Source organism: Flavobacterium psychrolimnae (genome assembly GCF_003312425.1).
Classification (GTDB): Bacteria; Bacteroidota; Bacteroidia; order Flavobacteriales; family Flavobacteriaceae; genus Flavobacterium; species Flavobacterium psychrolimnae.
In genome coordinates this window covers 303,793-320,205 of sequence record NZ_QNUX01000003.1, presented here as the reverse complement: position 1 = coordinate 320,205, position 16,413 = coordinate 303,793, and the positions used below count along the sequence as shown (strand labels likewise).

Annotated in this window: 12 protein-coding genes; 11 read left to right on the top strand and 1 reads right to left on the bottom strand. The window is 34.1% G+C overall.

Going from position 1 to position 16,413, the window contains the following annotated elements; translation table 11 throughout:
- Nucleotides 1-51 precede the first annotated feature (51 nt).
- The 9 genes from DR980_RS05305 to DR980_RS05265 all read left to right on the top strand — a co-directional run bounded on the left by DR980_RS05305 (nucleotide 52) and on the right by DR980_RS05265 (nucleotide 12,345).
- Nucleotides 52-1,209, top strand: a complete 1,158-nt coding sequence (locus tag DR980_RS05305; protein ID WP_113634201.1) for a homogentisate 1,2-dioxygenase — start codon at nucleotides 52-54, stop codon at nucleotides 1,207-1,209.
- Nucleotides 1,210-1,418: 209 nt separating this feature from the next.
- Nucleotides 1,419-2,579 carry a 4-hydroxyphenylpyruvate dioxygenase gene (hppD, locus tag DR980_RS05300; protein WP_113634232.1) on the top strand — a complete coding sequence of 387 codons (1,161 nt, stop codon included), beginning with the start codon at nucleotides 1,419-1,421 and terminating at the stop codon, nucleotides 2,577-2,579.
- A 292-nt stretch (nucleotides 2,580-2,871) separates the two neighbouring features.
- Nucleotides 2,872-3,642, top strand: coding sequence for a DUF3108 domain-containing protein (locus DR980_RS05295; protein WP_113634200.1), 771 nt, complete (start codon nucleotides 2,872-2,874; stop codon nucleotides 3,640-3,642).
- Nucleotides 3,642-4,577 (top strand): tryptophan 2,3-dioxygenase family protein, encoded by a 936-nt coding sequence (locus tag DR980_RS05290; protein WP_113634199.1) that lies wholly within the window; start codon nucleotides 3,642-3,644, stop codon nucleotides 4,575-4,577. Before DR980_RS05295 ends, DR980_RS05290 begins: the two co-directional genes overlap by 1 nt.
- Nucleotides 4,578-4,597: 20 nt before the next feature.
- On the top strand, nucleotides 4,598-5,818 hold the full coding sequence (locus DR980_RS05285; RefSeq protein ID WP_113634198.1) for a M23 family metallopeptidase: 1,221 nt from the start codon (nucleotides 4,598-4,600) through the stop codon (nucleotides 5,816-5,818).
- A 179-nt stretch (nucleotides 5,819-5,997) separates the two neighbouring features.
- Complete coding sequence (gene pgi, locus DR980_RS05280) at nucleotides 5,998-7,650, top strand: glucose-6-phosphate isomerase (protein WP_113634197.1); 1,653 nt, start codon at nucleotides 5,998-6,000, stop codon at nucleotides 7,648-7,650.
- Between the two features lie 377 nt (nucleotides 7,651-8,027).
- Complete coding sequence (locus DR980_RS05275; protein WP_113634196.1) at nucleotides 8,028-11,267, top strand: TonB-dependent receptor; 3,240 nt, start codon at nucleotides 8,028-8,030, stop codon at nucleotides 11,265-11,267.
- Between the two features lie 94 nt (nucleotides 11,268-11,361).
- Nucleotides 11,362-11,784 (top strand): hypothetical protein, encoded by a 423-nt coding sequence (locus DR980_RS05270; RefSeq protein ID WP_113634231.1) that lies wholly within the window; start codon nucleotides 11,362-11,364, stop codon nucleotides 11,782-11,784.
- An 84-nt stretch (nucleotides 11,785-11,868) separates the two neighbouring features.
- Nucleotides 11,869-12,345 carry a septal ring lytic transglycosylase RlpA family protein gene (locus tag DR980_RS05265; protein WP_113634195.1) on the top strand — a complete coding sequence of 159 codons (477 nt, stop codon included), beginning with the start codon at nucleotides 11,869-11,871 and terminating at the stop codon, nucleotides 12,343-12,345.
- A gap of 1 nt (nucleotide 12,346) precedes the next feature.
- Here DR980_RS05265 and DR980_RS05260 read toward each other — a convergent pair whose 3' ends face one another.
- The gene (locus tag DR980_RS05260; protein ID WP_113634194.1) at nucleotides 12,347-12,814 is read right to left on the bottom strand and encodes a CYTH domain-containing protein; all 468 of its coding nucleotides are present in this window, start codon (nucleotides 12,812-12,814) and stop codon (nucleotides 12,347-12,349) included.
- A gap of 309 nt (nucleotides 12,815-13,123) precedes the next feature.
- Between DR980_RS05260 and DR980_RS05255 the strand changes: the two genes are divergently transcribed.
- Together DR980_RS05255 and dinB are read left to right on the top strand one after the other, a co-directional pair.
- Nucleotides 13,124-15,211 carry a recombinase gene (locus DR980_RS05255; RefSeq protein WP_113634193.1) on the top strand — a complete coding sequence of 696 codons (2,088 nt, stop codon included), beginning with the start codon at nucleotides 13,124-13,126 and terminating at the stop codon, nucleotides 15,209-15,211.
- 45 nt (nucleotides 15,212-15,256) lie between these two features.
- Nucleotides 15,257-16,339, top strand: a complete 1,083-nt coding sequence (gene dinB, locus DR980_RS05250; RefSeq protein WP_113634192.1) for a DNA polymerase IV — start codon at nucleotides 15,257-15,259, stop codon at nucleotides 16,337-16,339.
- Nucleotides 16,340-16,413 lie beyond the last annotated feature (74 nt).

The window sequence follows — 16,413 nt, the reverse complement described above, 5'->3', positions numbered from 1 at the left end:
ATTATAAAGTAATCTCAACTTTAATTTGTTACACTTTTAAACAAAAAAATCATGCCTTTATACCATAAATTGGGGAGCTTTCCTCAAAAAAGACACACACAATTCGAAAAACCAAATGGTGGTTTGTATTACGAACAACTTTTTGGAACAGAAGGATTTCATGGCCATTCGTCATTGTTATATCACGTTCACAGACCAACACAAGTCAAGGAAATTCTAAAATCCTATTCGGTTGAACCAAAAATTGCCATTGGAAAAAACATCAAATCATTACTGTTAAAAGGGTTTGAGTTAAAACCAGAAGACGATTTTCTGGACAGTCGCAAAGCGATGTTGGTAAACAAAGATTGTACGATAGGATTAGCCGCGCCAAGACAATCATTGCGCAACTATTTCTACAAAAATGCCGATGCCGATGAAATGATTTTCATCCACAAAGGAAAAGGAAAATTGCGTACCATGATGGGAAATATTCCTTTTGAATATGGCGATTACTTGATTATTCCTCGCGGAATGATTTATCAAATTGACTTTGAAACTTCGGAAAACAGACTTTTCTACGTCGAATCATTTGCGCCTTTTTATACACCAAAACGCTATAAAAACGAATCAGGGCAACATTTAGAGCATTCTCCGTTTTGCGAGCGTGATTTTATTTTGCCAAACGAGTTAGAAACGCACGATGAAAAAGGCGATTTCCTAATCAAAATCAAGAAAGAAGGAATGATGCATGAAATCGTTTATGCCACGCATCCTTTTGATGTTGTGGGTTGGGACGGATATAATTTCCCTTACGGATTCAGCATTCATAATTTTGAACCTATTACGGGGCGCGTACATCAGCCGCCACCAGTTCATCAAACCTTCGAAACGGCAACTTTCGTCGTTTGTTCGTTCTGTCCGCGACTGTACGATTACCACCCAAAAGCAATTCCAGCGCCTTACAATCACAGTAATATTGATAGTGATGAGGTTTTGTATTATGTAGATGGCGATTTCATGAGCCGCAATAATATCGAGCAAGGTCACATCACATTACACCCAAAAGGCATTCCGCACGGACCCGCACCGGGAGCCATGGAACGCAGCATAGGTCATACAGAAACCCATGAATTAGCCGTAATGGTCGATACGTTTCGCCCTTTAATGGTCACCGAAGAGGCGATGGGATTAGATGATGGTCAGTACTATAAATCTTGGGTAGAGTAATAAGGAGCTATTTCCTGTCTCGTCCTAAAAGACGAGATTGAAATCTTTTTTCGGTTAAAAAACCTCAAAAAAGGATTTTCACTTTTATCAGGGCTAGGGCTTTAGAATAAACAACAACATAATTTTAAATTAATAAATCCGTGTCCATCAGTTTTATCCGCGTCATCCGCATTCCAAAACTAGAAGTACCGAATCAAAAAATAAATACCATGTCAAAAGAACTTAAATCAGTAGAATACGGATTAGAAAAAATATTCGAAGGAGCGCAAGATTTCCTTCCATTATTAGGAACCGATTATGTAGAATTCTACGTAGGAAATGCAAAACAATCCGCACATTATTATAAAACGGCTTTTGGATACCAGTCATTGGCTTATGCCGGACTAGAAACTGGAGTACGAGACAGAACGTCTTATGTGCTGAAACAAGATAAGATCCGAATCGTATTGACTACGCCATTAACACAGGATTCTCCAATACACGAACATTTGAGAAAACACGGTGACGGGGTAAAAGTAGCGGCACTTTGGGTTGAAGATGCAACCAGTGCGTACGAAGAAACTATGAAACGTGGGGCACGCTCTTTTATGGAGCCAATGGTTGAGAAAGATGAATTTGGAGAAGTGATTCGTTCTGGAATATATACCTACGGAGAAACCGTTCATATTTTTGTGGAGCGCAAAAATTATACTGGTGTTTTTCTTCCGGGTTATAAGGAATGGAAATCGGATTACAATCCGGAACCAACAGGATTAAAATACATAGACCACATGGTGGGAAATGTGGGTTGGAACGAAATGAATACTTGGGTTAAATTCTATGAAGAAGTAATGGGATTTGTGAATTTCCTTTCTTTTGATGACAAACAAATCAATACGGAATATTCGGCGCTGATGAGTAAAGTAATGTCAAACGGAAATGGAAGAATCAAATTTCCAATCAACGAACCTGCTGAAGGAAAGAAAAAATCGCAAATTGAAGAATATTTAGATTTTTATGGCGGACCTGGAATTCAGCATATCGCCATTGCAACGGATGATATTATCAAAACAGTTTCTCAACTTAAAGCTAGGGGAATTGAATTTTTATCTGCACCTCCGCATACGTATTATGAAGCTATTCCGGAGCGATTGGGCGATCACATGAAAATGATGAAAGAAGATTTAAACGAAATCGAGAAACTTGCCATTATGGTTGACGCTGATGAAGAAGGGTATTTATTGCAAATTTTTACAAAACCGGTGCAAGACAGACCAACCTTGTTTTTTGAAATTATTCAAAGAATGGGAGCTAAAGGTTTTGGTGCGGGGAACTTTAAAGCGCTATTTGAATCAATTGAGCGAGAACAGCAATTGCGAGGAACGCTATAGAAACGTCTTATTTTTACACATTGTGAAAAAATAACCGATGAACAGCATGTTTTTTTGTAAATGTTGTGTTAAACTTTATTTTTCACAAAAATAACTGAATTTGTTAGCTACCTTTGCACTCGCAAAAAGGGAAGGGGTGGTTTCCTTCCTAATTTCATATAAATTTCATAGTTTATAGTTTTTTGGTTAGTTAATAGCATAAAAACTCAGTCATTATTTGACTGAGTTTTTTTGTTTTGATATATTTGGAACAAATTTTGCTAATACAGTCAATAAATTGACAAAATAAGTAATGAAAAAACTAATCTTATTCTTTGTATTGATTATAACAGTAAGTTTTGATTCTCCTCAGGAAGATGCTTACGGTGTGGGAGAATTTTTCAAATTCAGAATCCATTACGGAATAGTGAATGCAGGTTATGCCACATTAGAAGTGAAAGACGCTACACTTAGCGGTAAAAAAACTTTTCATGTCGTTGGTAGAGGATACACCACGGGAATGTCACGTTTTTTCTTCAAAGTGGATGACTTATACGAAAGTTATATAGACAAGGAAACTAGAAATCCATATCAGTTTGTTCGAAAAATTGACGAAGGAGGATATACTAAAAATCAAGAAGGTTTTTTCAATCAGTCGGTTAATAAAGTTGTTGTAAAAGATTACAAACATAAAACCGAAAAAACACTCTACGTCCCAAAAAACACACAGGATATTCTTTCTACATTTTATTATTTAAGGAATCACCCTAATATTGATAAGTTAAAAATTGGGGAATCAGTGGCAATTGATATGTTTTTTGATGATGAAACTACTAAATTCAAGCTAAAGTTTATCGGCAGAGAAAATATAACCACTAAATTTGGCGTTGTTCCAGCAATGATTTTTAGACCTTTGGTACAATCAGGACGTGTATTTAAAGAGCAGGAGAGTCTTACCGTTTGGATTTCGGATGATAATAATAAAGTGCCACTTAGAATAAAAGCCAGTTTGGCCGTAGGATCAATAAAGGCAGATATAGAAGCATATAAAGGTTTGAAAAATCCTTTTAAAACAAAAAAATAATGAGCAATAACGAGAATTCAGAAGCTATTTTAAAAGAAATTGAGCTTAAATATGAAGCAATAAATCAAAAAACGGAGACGCAGCTAGAAGGGTTATTGTGGTCAAAACCAATCACATATTGGGATTATATTCAAACAGATGCTTTGTTGAATCTGCAAATTCAAAGAACGACACTTCCTGACGAAATGGTTTTTATCATGTATCATCAGGTTAACGAATTGATATTTAAAATGATACTTTGGGAGATGAGACAAATTTCCTATTGTGAAAACATTAATACAGTATTTTTCACGGAGCGATTAATGCGAATCAGTCGTTATTTTGATATGTTAACTACCTCTTTCAGTATAATGGGAGATGGAATGGAAGTGGATCAATACATGAAATTTAGAAATACACTGACACCTGCCAGTGGTTTTCAAAGTGCGCAATACCGCCTAATAGAATTTGCTTCTACTGACCTAATAAATCTGATTGACCACCGTTATAGAGATACAATAGACAGAAATACACCGTATGAATTTGCATTGGAACATTTATATTGGCAAGCAGCCGGAAAAGATTACCATACCGGAAAAAAGTCTTTTTTACTGGAGGAATTTGAAAAAAAATACAAGAAGGAATTCCTAGCACACATGGAGGAATACAACACCATAAATATTTGGCAAAAATTTAAGCAACTGCCGGAATTAGATCAAAAAAATCCCGAATTAGTTCAAGCGATGCGTCATTACGACCATACGGTGAATATTACTTGGGTAATGCAACATTTAAATACAGCAAAAAAATACATTGATCAAAGCGGTAAAGGAGATGGCGAAGCTACTGGTGGAAGTGACTGGAAAAAATACATGCATCCTAAATATCAAAGAAGAATTTTCTTCCCGGAATTGTGGAGTAGCCATGAATTAGAAAATTGGGGAGTAGAAATGTAAGTTGATTTAAAAAACACGGTTTGAAAAAAATATTTATAGTTATAATAGCATTATTTTCTTTAGTATCATGTAAAAAAACGGAGGAAATAGTTCCGGAAAAAGTAGTAAAGCTTGTTCCTAAAAAAAGTGAATTTGGGTTTGTTCTCGCTGATTTTAATATAGTTAATGACACTATAGAAAGAGGAGATACTTTTGGGACTTTATTAGAAGAACAAAATATAGGAGATCGCCAAGTATATGATATTATTGCAAAAGTCAGAGATTCTTTTGATGTGAGAACTATTAGAATCAACAGACCTTTTACGTTGTTGAGATCAAAAGATAAAAAACATAACTTAGAGGTTTTTATCTATCAGCCCGATAATTTAAGTTATTACGTAGTTGATTTTCGAGACACAGCTGTCACTGTTTTCAAAAAGACAAAACCCATTACAATTAAAAGACGCACTATTGGTGGCGTTTTAAAAGAATCATTATCAGAAACTTTGGGCAATGCCAAGATTGAAGGTGTTTTGGCTAGTAAAATAGCTAAAATTTACGCCTACTCCATTGACTTTATGAAACTCAAAAAAGGGGATCGTTTTGCGATAACTTTTACTGAGCGTTTTATAAATGACTCAATTTATGATGGAGTAGAAGAACTCGAAGCTTCTTTTTTTGAGTACCGAGGAAAAATTATTTACGCATTTCCTTTTGCTCAAAATCCCAATTCGGATAAAGTAGAATATTACGATGAGCAAGGAAAAACACTTAAAAATTTCTTTCTAAAGTCGCCTATAAAATTCAGCAGAATATCTTCTCGGTTTTCATCAAGTCGTTTTCATCCGGTTCAACACCGATGGAAAGCGCATAAGGGAACGGATTATGCAGCGCCACGAGGAACGCCTATTACTGTAACCGCTGGAGGTGTTGTAGAACAAAGTGGTTTTACGGCCGGAAACGGAAATTTTGTAAAAGTTAAACACAATGGAACTTATTCTACACAATACCTGCACATGTCAAAAATTTTGGTAAGACGCGGACAACGTGTCAATCAAGGGCAGGTTATTGGTTTGGTAGGAAGTACTGGTCTTGCAACAGGACCACATGTGTGTTATCGTTTTTGGAAAAACGGAAAGCAAGTGGATGCGCTGAGGCTTAAATTACCTACTGGTGAACCTATGACGGGAAATAATAAAAGCCGATTTCTGGCACAAATAACGCCATTGAAGTTTGAATTAGACAGTATTGCTAATTTGTAACCTGACTGGTCTTTTAAAGTGCAGTTATACTTAAAAACCGATGCTATTTAATGGTATTTCACAATAGCACAATTCAATGGTTTTAGGGCTAAATTGTTATATAAATCAAAACCCATTTTCCATTAAAACAAATTTGAGTATTTTTGTCCCAATTTTAACAATACTACAAATCCTTTATAATGGCTTTAAATACTATAAACCCAACAGAAACAAATGCTTGGAAGAAACTTGAATTGCATTACAACGAAATGCAAAAAGCTTCTATGCAAGAATTATTTCAATTGGATTCTTCCAGAGCGAATACATTTAACTTACAGTGGAATGATTTTTTAATAGATTATTCTAAAAACATTATCAATACGGAGACGATTCAGCTTTTGTTAGAATTGGCTGATGAAGTTGGGCTTAAAAGTTCCATTGCTGATTATTTTGAAGGTGCAATAATTAATCAAACAGAAAATAGAGCGGTACTCCATACGGCATTACGCGCCAATGTATCTGCGGTTGTTAAAGTGGAAGGAATTGATGTGATTCCTGAAATTTATGAGGTAAAAAATAAAATAAAGGCATTCACGAACGAAGTTACTTCTGGGGAACGAACAGGTTTTACAGGAAAAGCATTCACGGATGTAGTGAATATTGGTATTGGAGGTTCTGATTTAGGTCCCGCGATGGCAGTTGAGGCGTTGCAGTTCTATAAAAATCATCTTAATGTTTATTTTGTTTCTAATGTTGATGGTGATCATGTTAATGAGATTATAAAAAAGCTAAATCCCGAAACGACTCTTTTTGTAATTGTTTCCAAGACATTTACCACACAAGAAACTTTGACTAATTCTGAGACAATCAGAAAGTGGTTTTTATCAAAAGACTTTGGTACCACGCAAGAAGATGTTGCTAAACATTTTGTTGCAGTTTCGACTAATATTCAAAAAGTAACTGAGTTTGGAATTAACCCGGATAATGTTTTCCCAATGTGGGATTGGGTTGGCGGAAGATTCTCTTTGTGGAGTGCTGTTGGACTTACAATAAGTTTAGCCGTTGGATACGATAATTTTGAGGAATTACTACAAGGAGCTAGTGAAATGGACGAGCATTTCAAGACGGAAGAGTTTGATAAAAATATGCCCGTTATCTTGGCATTATTGAGCATCTGGTACAATAATTTTTTTGGTGCCGAAAGCGAAGCCTTGATTCCGTACACACAGTATTTGCAAAAATTAGCTCCTTACTTGCAACAAGGAACGATGGAAAGTAATGGAAAAAGTGTTGGACGAGATGGGAAGCCAGTAAATTATCAAACTGGAACTATTATTTGGGGAGAACCAGGAACGAATGCGCAACACGCTTTTTTCCAGTTAATTCATCAAGGAACAAAATTGATTCCTGCAGATTTTATTGGTTTCATAACTCCTTTATATGGAGACAATGATCATCATGATAAATTGATGTCTAACTTTTTTGCTCAGACAGAAGCTTTGATGCATGGAAAATCAGCAGAGCAAGTTCAAGCAGAATTTGATAAACAAGGTGTTTCAGAAGAAAAAGCTAAATTTCTTTTGCCGTTTAAAGTTTTCTCAGGGAATAAGCCAACGAATACCATTTTAATCCAAAAGTTGTCACCAAAAACTTTAGGTTCTTTGATTGCTTTGTACGAGCATAAGATTTTTGTGCAAGGTGTTATTTGGAATATTTTTAGTTTTGATCAGTGGGGAGTTGAGTTAGGAAAACAATTAGCAAACTCTATTTTAGATGAAATTAATACAAAAACGGTCAAAAATCATGACAGTTCCACAACTTTTTTATTGAATCATTTTTTGCTAAATAAGTAGTGTTAATTTTGAAACTAATTCTTAAAATTTTATAAATTTTCATAAGATTTAGATTTCACTCCTCTTTTTTAATAGTTTAAAAGTCTCAAAAGCCCTGATTTTATCTAAATCGGGGCTTTTTTATGGATAAGTGACTCTGTTATAGTAGTTTTTTAAAATTTATGTTATTTTTTTCAATGTCGATTATTGAAAATTCCATGTGAATAATTCAATAAAAAGCATTTATGGTTATTGAAAATTCCATTATTCACTTAAAATACTGTAAATATTGTTTTAAGTGAAATATCCAGCTTAAAAATAATGCCATTCTTAACGTTGTGTTAACTTATTAAAGTAAAAATGTTATATTTTTGCCAAATATTAATAAACTAAACAATATGAAAAAATTATTAAAGTTGTTTTTTGTGCTAGCGGTTTTATTCTGCGCTAACCCTAATATTTACGCACAGGGTAACACTAATTCTTCTATTAGTGGTAATGTTTACGATAAGGATTCTCAAACCTTACCGGGAGCATCAATTCTAGCGGTACATACTCCGTCTGGTACTCGTTACTCTGCATCAACTGATGGTACGGGTAATTTTAGTATTTCAAATATGAGAGTTGGTGGACCATACAAGGTTACAATAACATTTGTAGGTTTTTCAAATTTTGTAGACAATGATGTTTATCTTCAATTAGGTGAAAACAAAACTTTTAAAGTTGTTTTAGCGGAAGAATCAAATGAATTACAAGAAGTTGTAGTTAGAACTTCAAGAGATAATACATTTAATTCTCAAAGAACTGGAGCCCAAACAGTAATCAATTCAGATAAAATTAAAGCGTTGCCATCTTTGTCTAGAAATATTTCTGACTTTGCGAGGTTAACACCACAAGCTCAATTAAGAGGAGATGATGTTTTATCTATTGGTGGTCAAAATAACAGATTCAATGCAATTTATATTGACGGAGCTGTAAGTAATGACGTTTTTGGATTGGCTGCAAACGGAACAAATGGTGGTCAAACAGGAGTAAGTCCTATCTCAATTGATGCTATCGAGCAATTTCAAGTGAGCGTAGCTCCTTATGATGTTAAATTGTCTGGATTTGCAGGTGGAGCTATTAGTGCAATTACACGTTCAGGAACAAACAACTTTGAAGGTTCAGCTTATTTCTTAAACAGAGATGAATCTTTAGCTGCAAAAACACCTCCTTCATTAGCAGGAACAAACGGAAGACAAAAATTAGCGGATTTCTCAGCTCAAACATACGGAGTTCGTGCAGGTGGGGCTATAGTAAAAGATAAATTGTTTTATTTCATTAACTATGAAAAACAAGACAATGAAACTCCACAACCTTTTGATCCGTCAACTTACACAGGTTTATCAGGAAGCAGATTAGGAGAATTAAGAACTAAACTTGCTACTTACGGATATGATCCAGGATCTTTCGAAAATAATGTAAGAACTTTAGTGAGTGATAAAATCATCGGTAAATTAGACTGGAATATTAATGATAATCACAAATTGTCTTTAAAACACAGTTACGTTTCTGCTGAACAATTTTCTCCAAGCCGTTCTTCTGCGACTGCAATTAGTTTCATAAACGGGAGTCAATTATTTAATTCTAAAACGAACTCAACCTCTTTAGAGTTAAACTCAAGATTTGGAAATAAATTTTCAAATAATTTAGTTGTTGCTTACACAAGTGTTGTAGATGATAGAGATGCTGCTGGAGATCCGTTTCCAACTGTACAAATTTTTGATGGAGCTAACCAAAGTATTTTCTTTGGAGCAGAAGGATTTTCTACTGCGAACCTTTTAGACCAAAAGATTTTAACTATCACTGATAATTTTGAAATCAATGTTGGTATGAATAAAATTACTATTGGTACTCACAATGAATTCTCTCAATCTAAAAACGTTTTCTTTGGAAACAATTTTGGATCTTACAGATATGCTACTTTAGATGCATTTCTAAAAGATGAAAAACCGAACAGATACATATTGAATTACTCTTTAGTAGGAGGAAGCGGTGATGATTCTCAAGGTGCTGCTGAATTCGGTACTAAGCAATTTGGATTTTACTTACAAAATGACATGAGATTATCTGATAATTTTAAATTGTCTTATGGAGTAAGAGTTGATGTACCAGTTTGGGAAGACGGTTTAGGTAATAATGATTTCAATAACAGAACAATTCCTTTATTAGAAGCTGCTGGTAAAAATTTACAAGGAGCAAGAGTAGGAGAAAGTATTAACACTACTGCTCACTTTGCACCACGTTTAGGGTTTAATTATGATGTGAATGGTAAAAAATCTACTCAACTTAGAGGTGGTGTAGGTGTATTTACTTCAAGATTGCCATTAGTATGGCCAGGTGGAACTTACAATAATAATGGGGTTACTCAAGGTGCTATTCAAATTACTACTGCAGCTCAAATGCCAGTTTTCGACCCTAACCCAAGTGTTGATAGTCAAATTATGAATGGAACAGTTGCCTTAGGCCCATTGCCAGGTTCAGGACGTACTGGTGGAAACATTGATTTGTTTGCAAAAGACTTTAAATTGCCACAAGTTTTCAAAGCAAGTTTTGCTGTAGATCAAAAATTACCTTTAGGTTTTGTTTTGACATCTGAGATCACTTATAATGATAACATGAGTGCAGTGACTTATGAAAATTTAAACATTAGAAATTCATCAAGTAACTTGACTGGTGCTGATACAAGACCACGTTACAATGGAAATACTAGAGTTGACCAATCATATTTAGGAGTTTATTTAGGTTCTAATACAAGCGAAGGTAAAGCATATAACGTAGCATTTACTTTAGCTAAAAACTTTAGATCTGAATTTATTGATGCTAATATTTCTGGAACATATTCTTACGGTAAATCAACTGTTTTAATGGATGCAACATCTTCTCAAAACAGCTCACAATGGAACAATACAGAAACAGTTAATGGTGCAAATTATTTAGGGCTTTCAAGATCTGATTTTGATCCAGGAAGAAGAATTGTTTCTAATGGTAATGCAACATTAAAATGGAGCAAGTTTACTAAAACTAGAATCGGTTTCTTCTACGAAGGAGCACAAGGAACTCCAATCAGTTATGTTTACAATGATGGAGGCGCTTTACTACAAGATACATTCTCTAATTCTGCTTTAATATTTGTTCCTGCACAGAAATCTGATATAAAATTAGTTGCTGCAAATGGTTTAACACCAGATCAACAATGGGACGCTTTAAGTGCATTTATTGAAAGTAATGAGTATTTAAGAGATAGAAAAGGTACTTATGCAGAACGTAACGGTGACCGTTTAAAAACGAGTCATGTAGTGGATTTAAAATTTGCTCAAGAATTTACGATTAATGTGGGTAAAAAGAAACACACGATTGAGTTGACTGCTGATGTATTTAACTTCACCAATCTTTTAAATAAAAATTGGGGTAAAAGATATTTTACATCTAATGACCAAGTTCAGTTGTTAAGATTAGTAGGTAGTGTTCCTGCTAATGCTGCCCCTTCATTTAGTTATGACCCAAGAGTTGGTAACAGCATCAATCAAGTTGATGATGTAGGTTTGAACTCATCAAGATGGCAAATGCAAACGGGTGTTCGTTACACGTTCAACTAGTTTAGTTTAAAATTTTCTAACCCTCATTTCAATTTGAAATGAGGGTTTTTTTATGCCTTTTTTTCTTATATTTGTTAAAACAAAAACATTATTTATGTACGATTTCATTCAAAAATTTCATTCGGGTTGGGCTTATTTAGCACTTTTAGTATTAGTGGTTGCAGTAATTAATTCCTTTATTGGGATGTTTTCTAAAAAAGATTTCACTTCAAAAGATCGAAAAATTGCGTTGTTTGCCTTGATTGCAATTCACATTCAATTATTAGTTGGTATCATTTTATATTTTGTGTCTCCTTTAGGATTCGCTTCATTCGGACAAATGGCTGACAAAGCATTGCGATTGACATCATTAGAACATCCGTTAATCAATATCATTGCGATTGTTCTTATTACAATTGGTTGGTCAAAGCATAAAAAATTATTGATTAGTGAATCAAAATTTAAAACTTTTTCTATTTTTTACGGCCTAGGTTTAGTACTTATTTTGAGTAGAATTCCATGGAATATGTGGTTATAAAAACCGAATAAAGCTCTAGAAATAGGGCTTTTTTTATCTAGGTATGGTTTTTGTTTTAATAGATTTAATTAATAGAAAATATTTATGAAAAAATCAATTACTTTATTTTTTTTACTTGCATTTATAAGCATACTAAGTAGTCAAAGTTCAACCAGACAAAGAACGCTAGTCCAAAAAGACTCCATAAAAAAGAGTAAACTTGTATTAGAAACTCAAGATAAAAAAATTGACTCTTTAGTTAATGTATTAGGGGTTTTTAAACCTTTCAAAAAAGAGGCGCATGCATCCTATTATGCAGATAAATTTAATGGAAGAAGAACTACCAGTGGTAGAAAATTTGACAATAATAAATATACTGCAGCTCACAAAAAGCTCCCTTTTGGAACTAAAGTAAGAGTTACCAATGAGAAAAATGGCAAATGGGTTATTGTAGAAATAACGGATCGAGGCCCTTTTGTTAAATCCAGAGAAATTGATCTTTCCAAGCGGGCTTTTATGGATATTACTTCAAATAAGGGAAGTGGAGGAATGCTGGTAACCATAGAAGTAATGGACAAGTAAATCACCAATTTTTGAATGGATTTTTGCTCAAATAGGCATTGTAATATCGGATGTCCCCTGTTACTTCTTTTCCTAGCCAATCTGGTTTTTCAAAGGTGTCGTTTTCAGAATAAAGTTCAATTTCTGCAACAATTAAACCTTCATTGTCGTTGTAAAACTCATCTACTTCAAATACATGATTGCCCTTTTTTATTTCAAACCGGGTTTTATCGATAACGCCTTTTTCGCATAAAAGCAATAGTGATTTTGCTTCGGAAACAGGGATTTCCTTTTCCCATTCAAATCGAGACAAACCGCTGTCATTTGATGCTCCTTTTATCGTCAAAAATCCTTTTTCACCTTTTATACGAACCCGAACAGTGCGCTCCGGAACAGAACTTAAATACCCTTGCGCAATGTGATTTTTTGCGAAAGCTTCTTTCTTAAAGGAATCGTTTCTAACTAAAAATTTTCTTTCTATTTCAATCATTTTTTATATATAAGTGCAGGAGTTTTCTTTTTCAATTCGGATAGGAGATTTCGTTTGTTTCTTTTCAGTCCGTCGTAAGATTTTTTATGTTTTAAAAATTAAGCTTTTTGAGCTACTTTTTTAAAATAAAACATTGTTTTCAGTTTATGAATTCTGGTTTAATTTGAAATCCTATAACATTCAAAGGTATCAAAATTTTTACTTTATTAGATTTCGATTGTTGATTCTGTTTTACAACCCGTAATTTTATCAATAAGTTACAGTAGTTTGTTTTCCGATTTGTATTTTTACAAAAATTGAACTTAACTGATGAAGGCATTTTTCAAAGCAACACCAAAGCCAACCATTGCTGGACTTTTAACTGAGTTTTTTGGTGAAGCACAATCATGGCGTGAAACAAATGATACTTTAGAGCCTCTTGTTGAATTAATTCGGTTAGTGCGACCTTTAAAAATTAAAAATGTACAAAGAGTAGATTTACAAGAAATCATTACTTTTTTGAAGGAGAATTATTCGTGTCGCAAACAGCTTTCAATTTACCTCAAAGAGATTTTAAAAGATAAAAAGTTTAATAAAATTCTCTCTGATGCTGCAATTCTTCAGGATGTAGATTTTATTTTTGAGGTCAAAAAAAGAATTTTCGCTAAGTTTTTACCGTATCAGCCCCAGAAAGATACTTTAGAATATATTCTGAATCAAGTTTTTTATCTTGCGAACGACGGCATTTGGATTAACAAAATTCCATTAAGTCAGTTGGAAGAATTATATGATCTTTTGAGGTTTAAATCTATTTACAATAGTACGGAACCTAATTCTGTTTTATCTGAATTATTAACGGCCATGCATTTGATAACGCAACGAATTAGTGGTCGTGCGATGGAAACGGATGTAATCAAAATGGTACCGGAATTTGATGATCTTGAAAGTCCTTTTTCTGCTTTTGAAAAGGAATTATTCTTAATTGAAGAGCGGATTAGAAGTTCAGATAGACATTATATTTTATCGGATGATTTATCGTATGCGCAGTTGTTAGTTTTGCATAAGCAATGCGAAGGTTTTGTGGAGAAAGCATTTCATAACAGTTCAAAATATGGAATTTCACTTCGTGTAAACCAAAATTTATTGAAAATCAGGCAGCAATTAGAGCGCTTGAAATTTTTGATTTCGCTGTTAGTGATTGAGAAAGAAAAAGACAAAAAAAATAACGGAATTATATTGGCATTGCGATTAATTAAATTCAATTGTTATAAAAATAATGTTCGAAAATTTATTGGTGAAAGTACACAATTGATCTCTTACGAAATAACACAACACACAGCAAAAACAGGAGAACAATATATCACAGAAAGCCGAAAAGAATATTATAAAATGTTCAAAACAGCAATGGGTGGTGGATTCATTGTTGGGATTTTATGTGTTATAAAAGTGTTGCTCTCTAAAGCGGAGACGAGCTTTTTTGGTCATGCTTTTTTGTATAGTATGAATTATGCATTTGGTTTTATTGCCATCTATCTACTAGGTTTTACTTTGGCAACAAAACAACCGGCAATGACAGCTTCTGCATTGATTAAAGCATTAGAGGAAGGCGTTCTGAAAAAAGGGAAAGATGCTGAAAAATATAAAGCCTTTGCCATTCTTTTTGCTCGCGTATTCCGCTCACAGTTTATTGCGTTTGTTGGAAATGTGATTATGGCTTTTCCGGTTTCATTACTCGGAATCTGGTTGATTGATCATTTTTTACATTACAATATTGCTGCCACTAAATGGGAATCGTTATTGATTGATTTGAGTCCAATTCATTCTTTAGCAATTTTTCATGCGGCTATTGCAGGAGTTTTTCTGTTTTTATCCGGAATTATTTCGGGGAGCGTTGCAAATAGAGATAAACACAATCAGGTTTATTTCAGGATTACTGAACATCCTTTCCTGAAAAGAAATTTCGGAAAAACTAGAACTGTGAAACTGGCTAAATTGTATGAAAAAAGATGGGCAGGTATTATTTCAAATTTTTGGTTCGGAATATTTATGGGAAGTACAGCGTCAGTTGGGTTGTTTTTAGGATTAAATCTTGACATTCGACACATTACTTTTGGTAGTGGAAACTTAGCTCTAGCGTTATATGGAGCAAATTATGAAGTGAGTGATTCCATGTTATTCTGGGGTATTTTTGGAATTGGAATCATAGGTTTAGTGAACTTTATGGTGAGTTTTAGTCTTTCATTAGGTCTTGCGTTCCGTTCGCGGGCTATTTCGTTATTTGAGTTGCGATTTGTTACGGTTTCCATTTGGAATCATTTTAAATCGAGACCCATGAGTTTCTTTTTTCCCACAGAAAAGAAAAGTAAATCAGTTGTGGTTGAAAATTATTTACACTCGGACGAACCAAAAAGTTCTTAGTGTGTAAAACATTCCAAATAAGAACGGTTTACCAATTCGTTTAAGATGCAGGAATCAATTCCAAATAGAAAAATTATACACGTAGATATGGATGCTTTTTATGCGTCTGTAGAGCAGATGGACAATCCATTGTTGCGGGGGAAACCTATTGCGGTAGGTGGCTCGGAAAATCGTGGAGTGGTGGCAGCAGCAAGTTATGAGGCGAGGAAATTTGGTGTCCGAAGTGCTATAAGTGGAGTTATGGCCAAGAAGAATTGTCCGGAACTTATTTTCGTCAAACCACGTTTTGACCGTTACAAGGAAATTTCGAGTAAAATTCAAAAGATATTTTATGAGTATACGGATTTGGTGGAGCCTTTATCGCTTGATGAAGCTTATTTAGATGTCAGTACTAATAAAAAAGGAAATCCAAGTGCTACATTATTGGCAAAGGAAATAAGACAGCGCATTTTTGATGAAGTGGGTTTGACCGCTTCTGCGGGGATATCAGTCAATAAATTTGTGGCAAAAATTGCTAGCGATTATAACAAACCCAATGGACAAAAAACGGTAAATCCAGATGAAGTGATCTCATTTTTGGAAGAATTACCTGTTCGGAAGTTTCATGGTGTGGGAAAAGTAACCACTGAAAAAATGTACCAACTGGGTATTTTTACCGGTTTGGAATTAAAAAGTAAATCGTTGGAGTTTCTGGAGAAACATTTTGGCAAGTCAGGAGCTTTTTATTTTCATGTGGTTCGAGGCATTCATAACAGCGCAGTGAAATCAGATCGAATTACAAAATCAGTTGCTGCAGAACATACTTTTGATGTCAATCTTTCGTCTGAAATTTTCATGATAGAGAAATTGGAAATTATTGCGACTGCATTGGAGAAAAGGTTAAAAAGGTATGCTGTGGCTGGTAAAACAGTGACATTAAAAATAAAATACAGTGATTTTTCGCAGCAAACCAGGAGTAAAACGTTGCCATATTTCATTTCAGATAAGGCATTGATTTTAGAAATTGTAAAGGAATTGTTGTATCAGGAACGCATGAAAGATTCCGTCCGGTTGCTCGGAATTTCATTGAGTAATTTGAATACTGAGGAAAAAAAGTTTGTGGTAGTGCAATTAAAATTTGACTTTTAATTAATTTTTGATCGTTCAACAATGGTTAAAGTCGGAAAATTGTTATTTTATCGTTGTAAATAAAATTACTTTTG

What these genes read in the sequence shown, in the direction of transcription:
- DR980_RS05275 (WP_113634196.1), top strand. Translation starts at nt 8,028, where the DNA reads ATGAAAAAATTATTAAAGTTGTTTTTTGTGCTAGCGGTTTTATTCTGC.
- DR980_RS05265 (WP_113634195.1), top strand. Translation starts at nt 11,869, where the DNA reads ATGAAAAAATCAATTACTTTATTTTTTTTACTTGCATTTATAAGCATA.
- DR980_RS05260 (WP_113634194.1), bottom strand. Translation starts at nt 12,814, where the DNA reads ATGATTGAAATAGAAAGAAAATTTTTAGTTAGAAACGATTCCTTTAAG.
- DR980_RS05270 (WP_113634231.1), top strand. Translation starts at nt 11,362, where the DNA reads ATGTACGATTTCATTCAAAAATTTCATTCGGGTTGGGCTTATTTAGCA.
- DR980_RS05290 (WP_113634199.1), top strand. Translation starts at nt 3,642, where the DNA reads ATGAGCAATAACGAGAATTCAGAAGCTATTTTAAAAGAAATTGAGCTT.
- DR980_RS05295 (WP_113634200.1), top strand. Translation starts at nt 2,872, where the DNA reads ATGAAAAAACTAATCTTATTCTTTGTATTGATTATAACAGTAAGTTTT.
- DR980_RS05255 (WP_113634193.1), top strand. Translation starts at nt 13,124, where the DNA reads ATGAAGGCATTTTTCAAAGCAACACCAAAGCCAACCATTGCTGGACTT.
- dinB (WP_113634192.1), top strand. Translation starts at nt 15,257, where the DNA reads ATGCAGGAATCAATTCCAAATAGAAAAATTATACACGTAGATATGGAT.
- DR980_RS05305 (WP_113634201.1), top strand. Translation starts at nt 52, where the DNA reads ATGCCTTTATACCATAAATTGGGGAGCTTTCCTCAAAAAAGACACACA.
- pgi (WP_113634197.1), top strand. Translation starts at nt 5,998, where the DNA reads ATGGCTTTAAATACTATAAACCCAACAGAAACAAATGCTTGGAAGAAA.
- hppD (WP_113634232.1), top strand. Translation starts at nt 1,419, where the DNA reads ATGTCAAAAGAACTTAAATCAGTAGAATACGGATTAGAAAAAATATTC.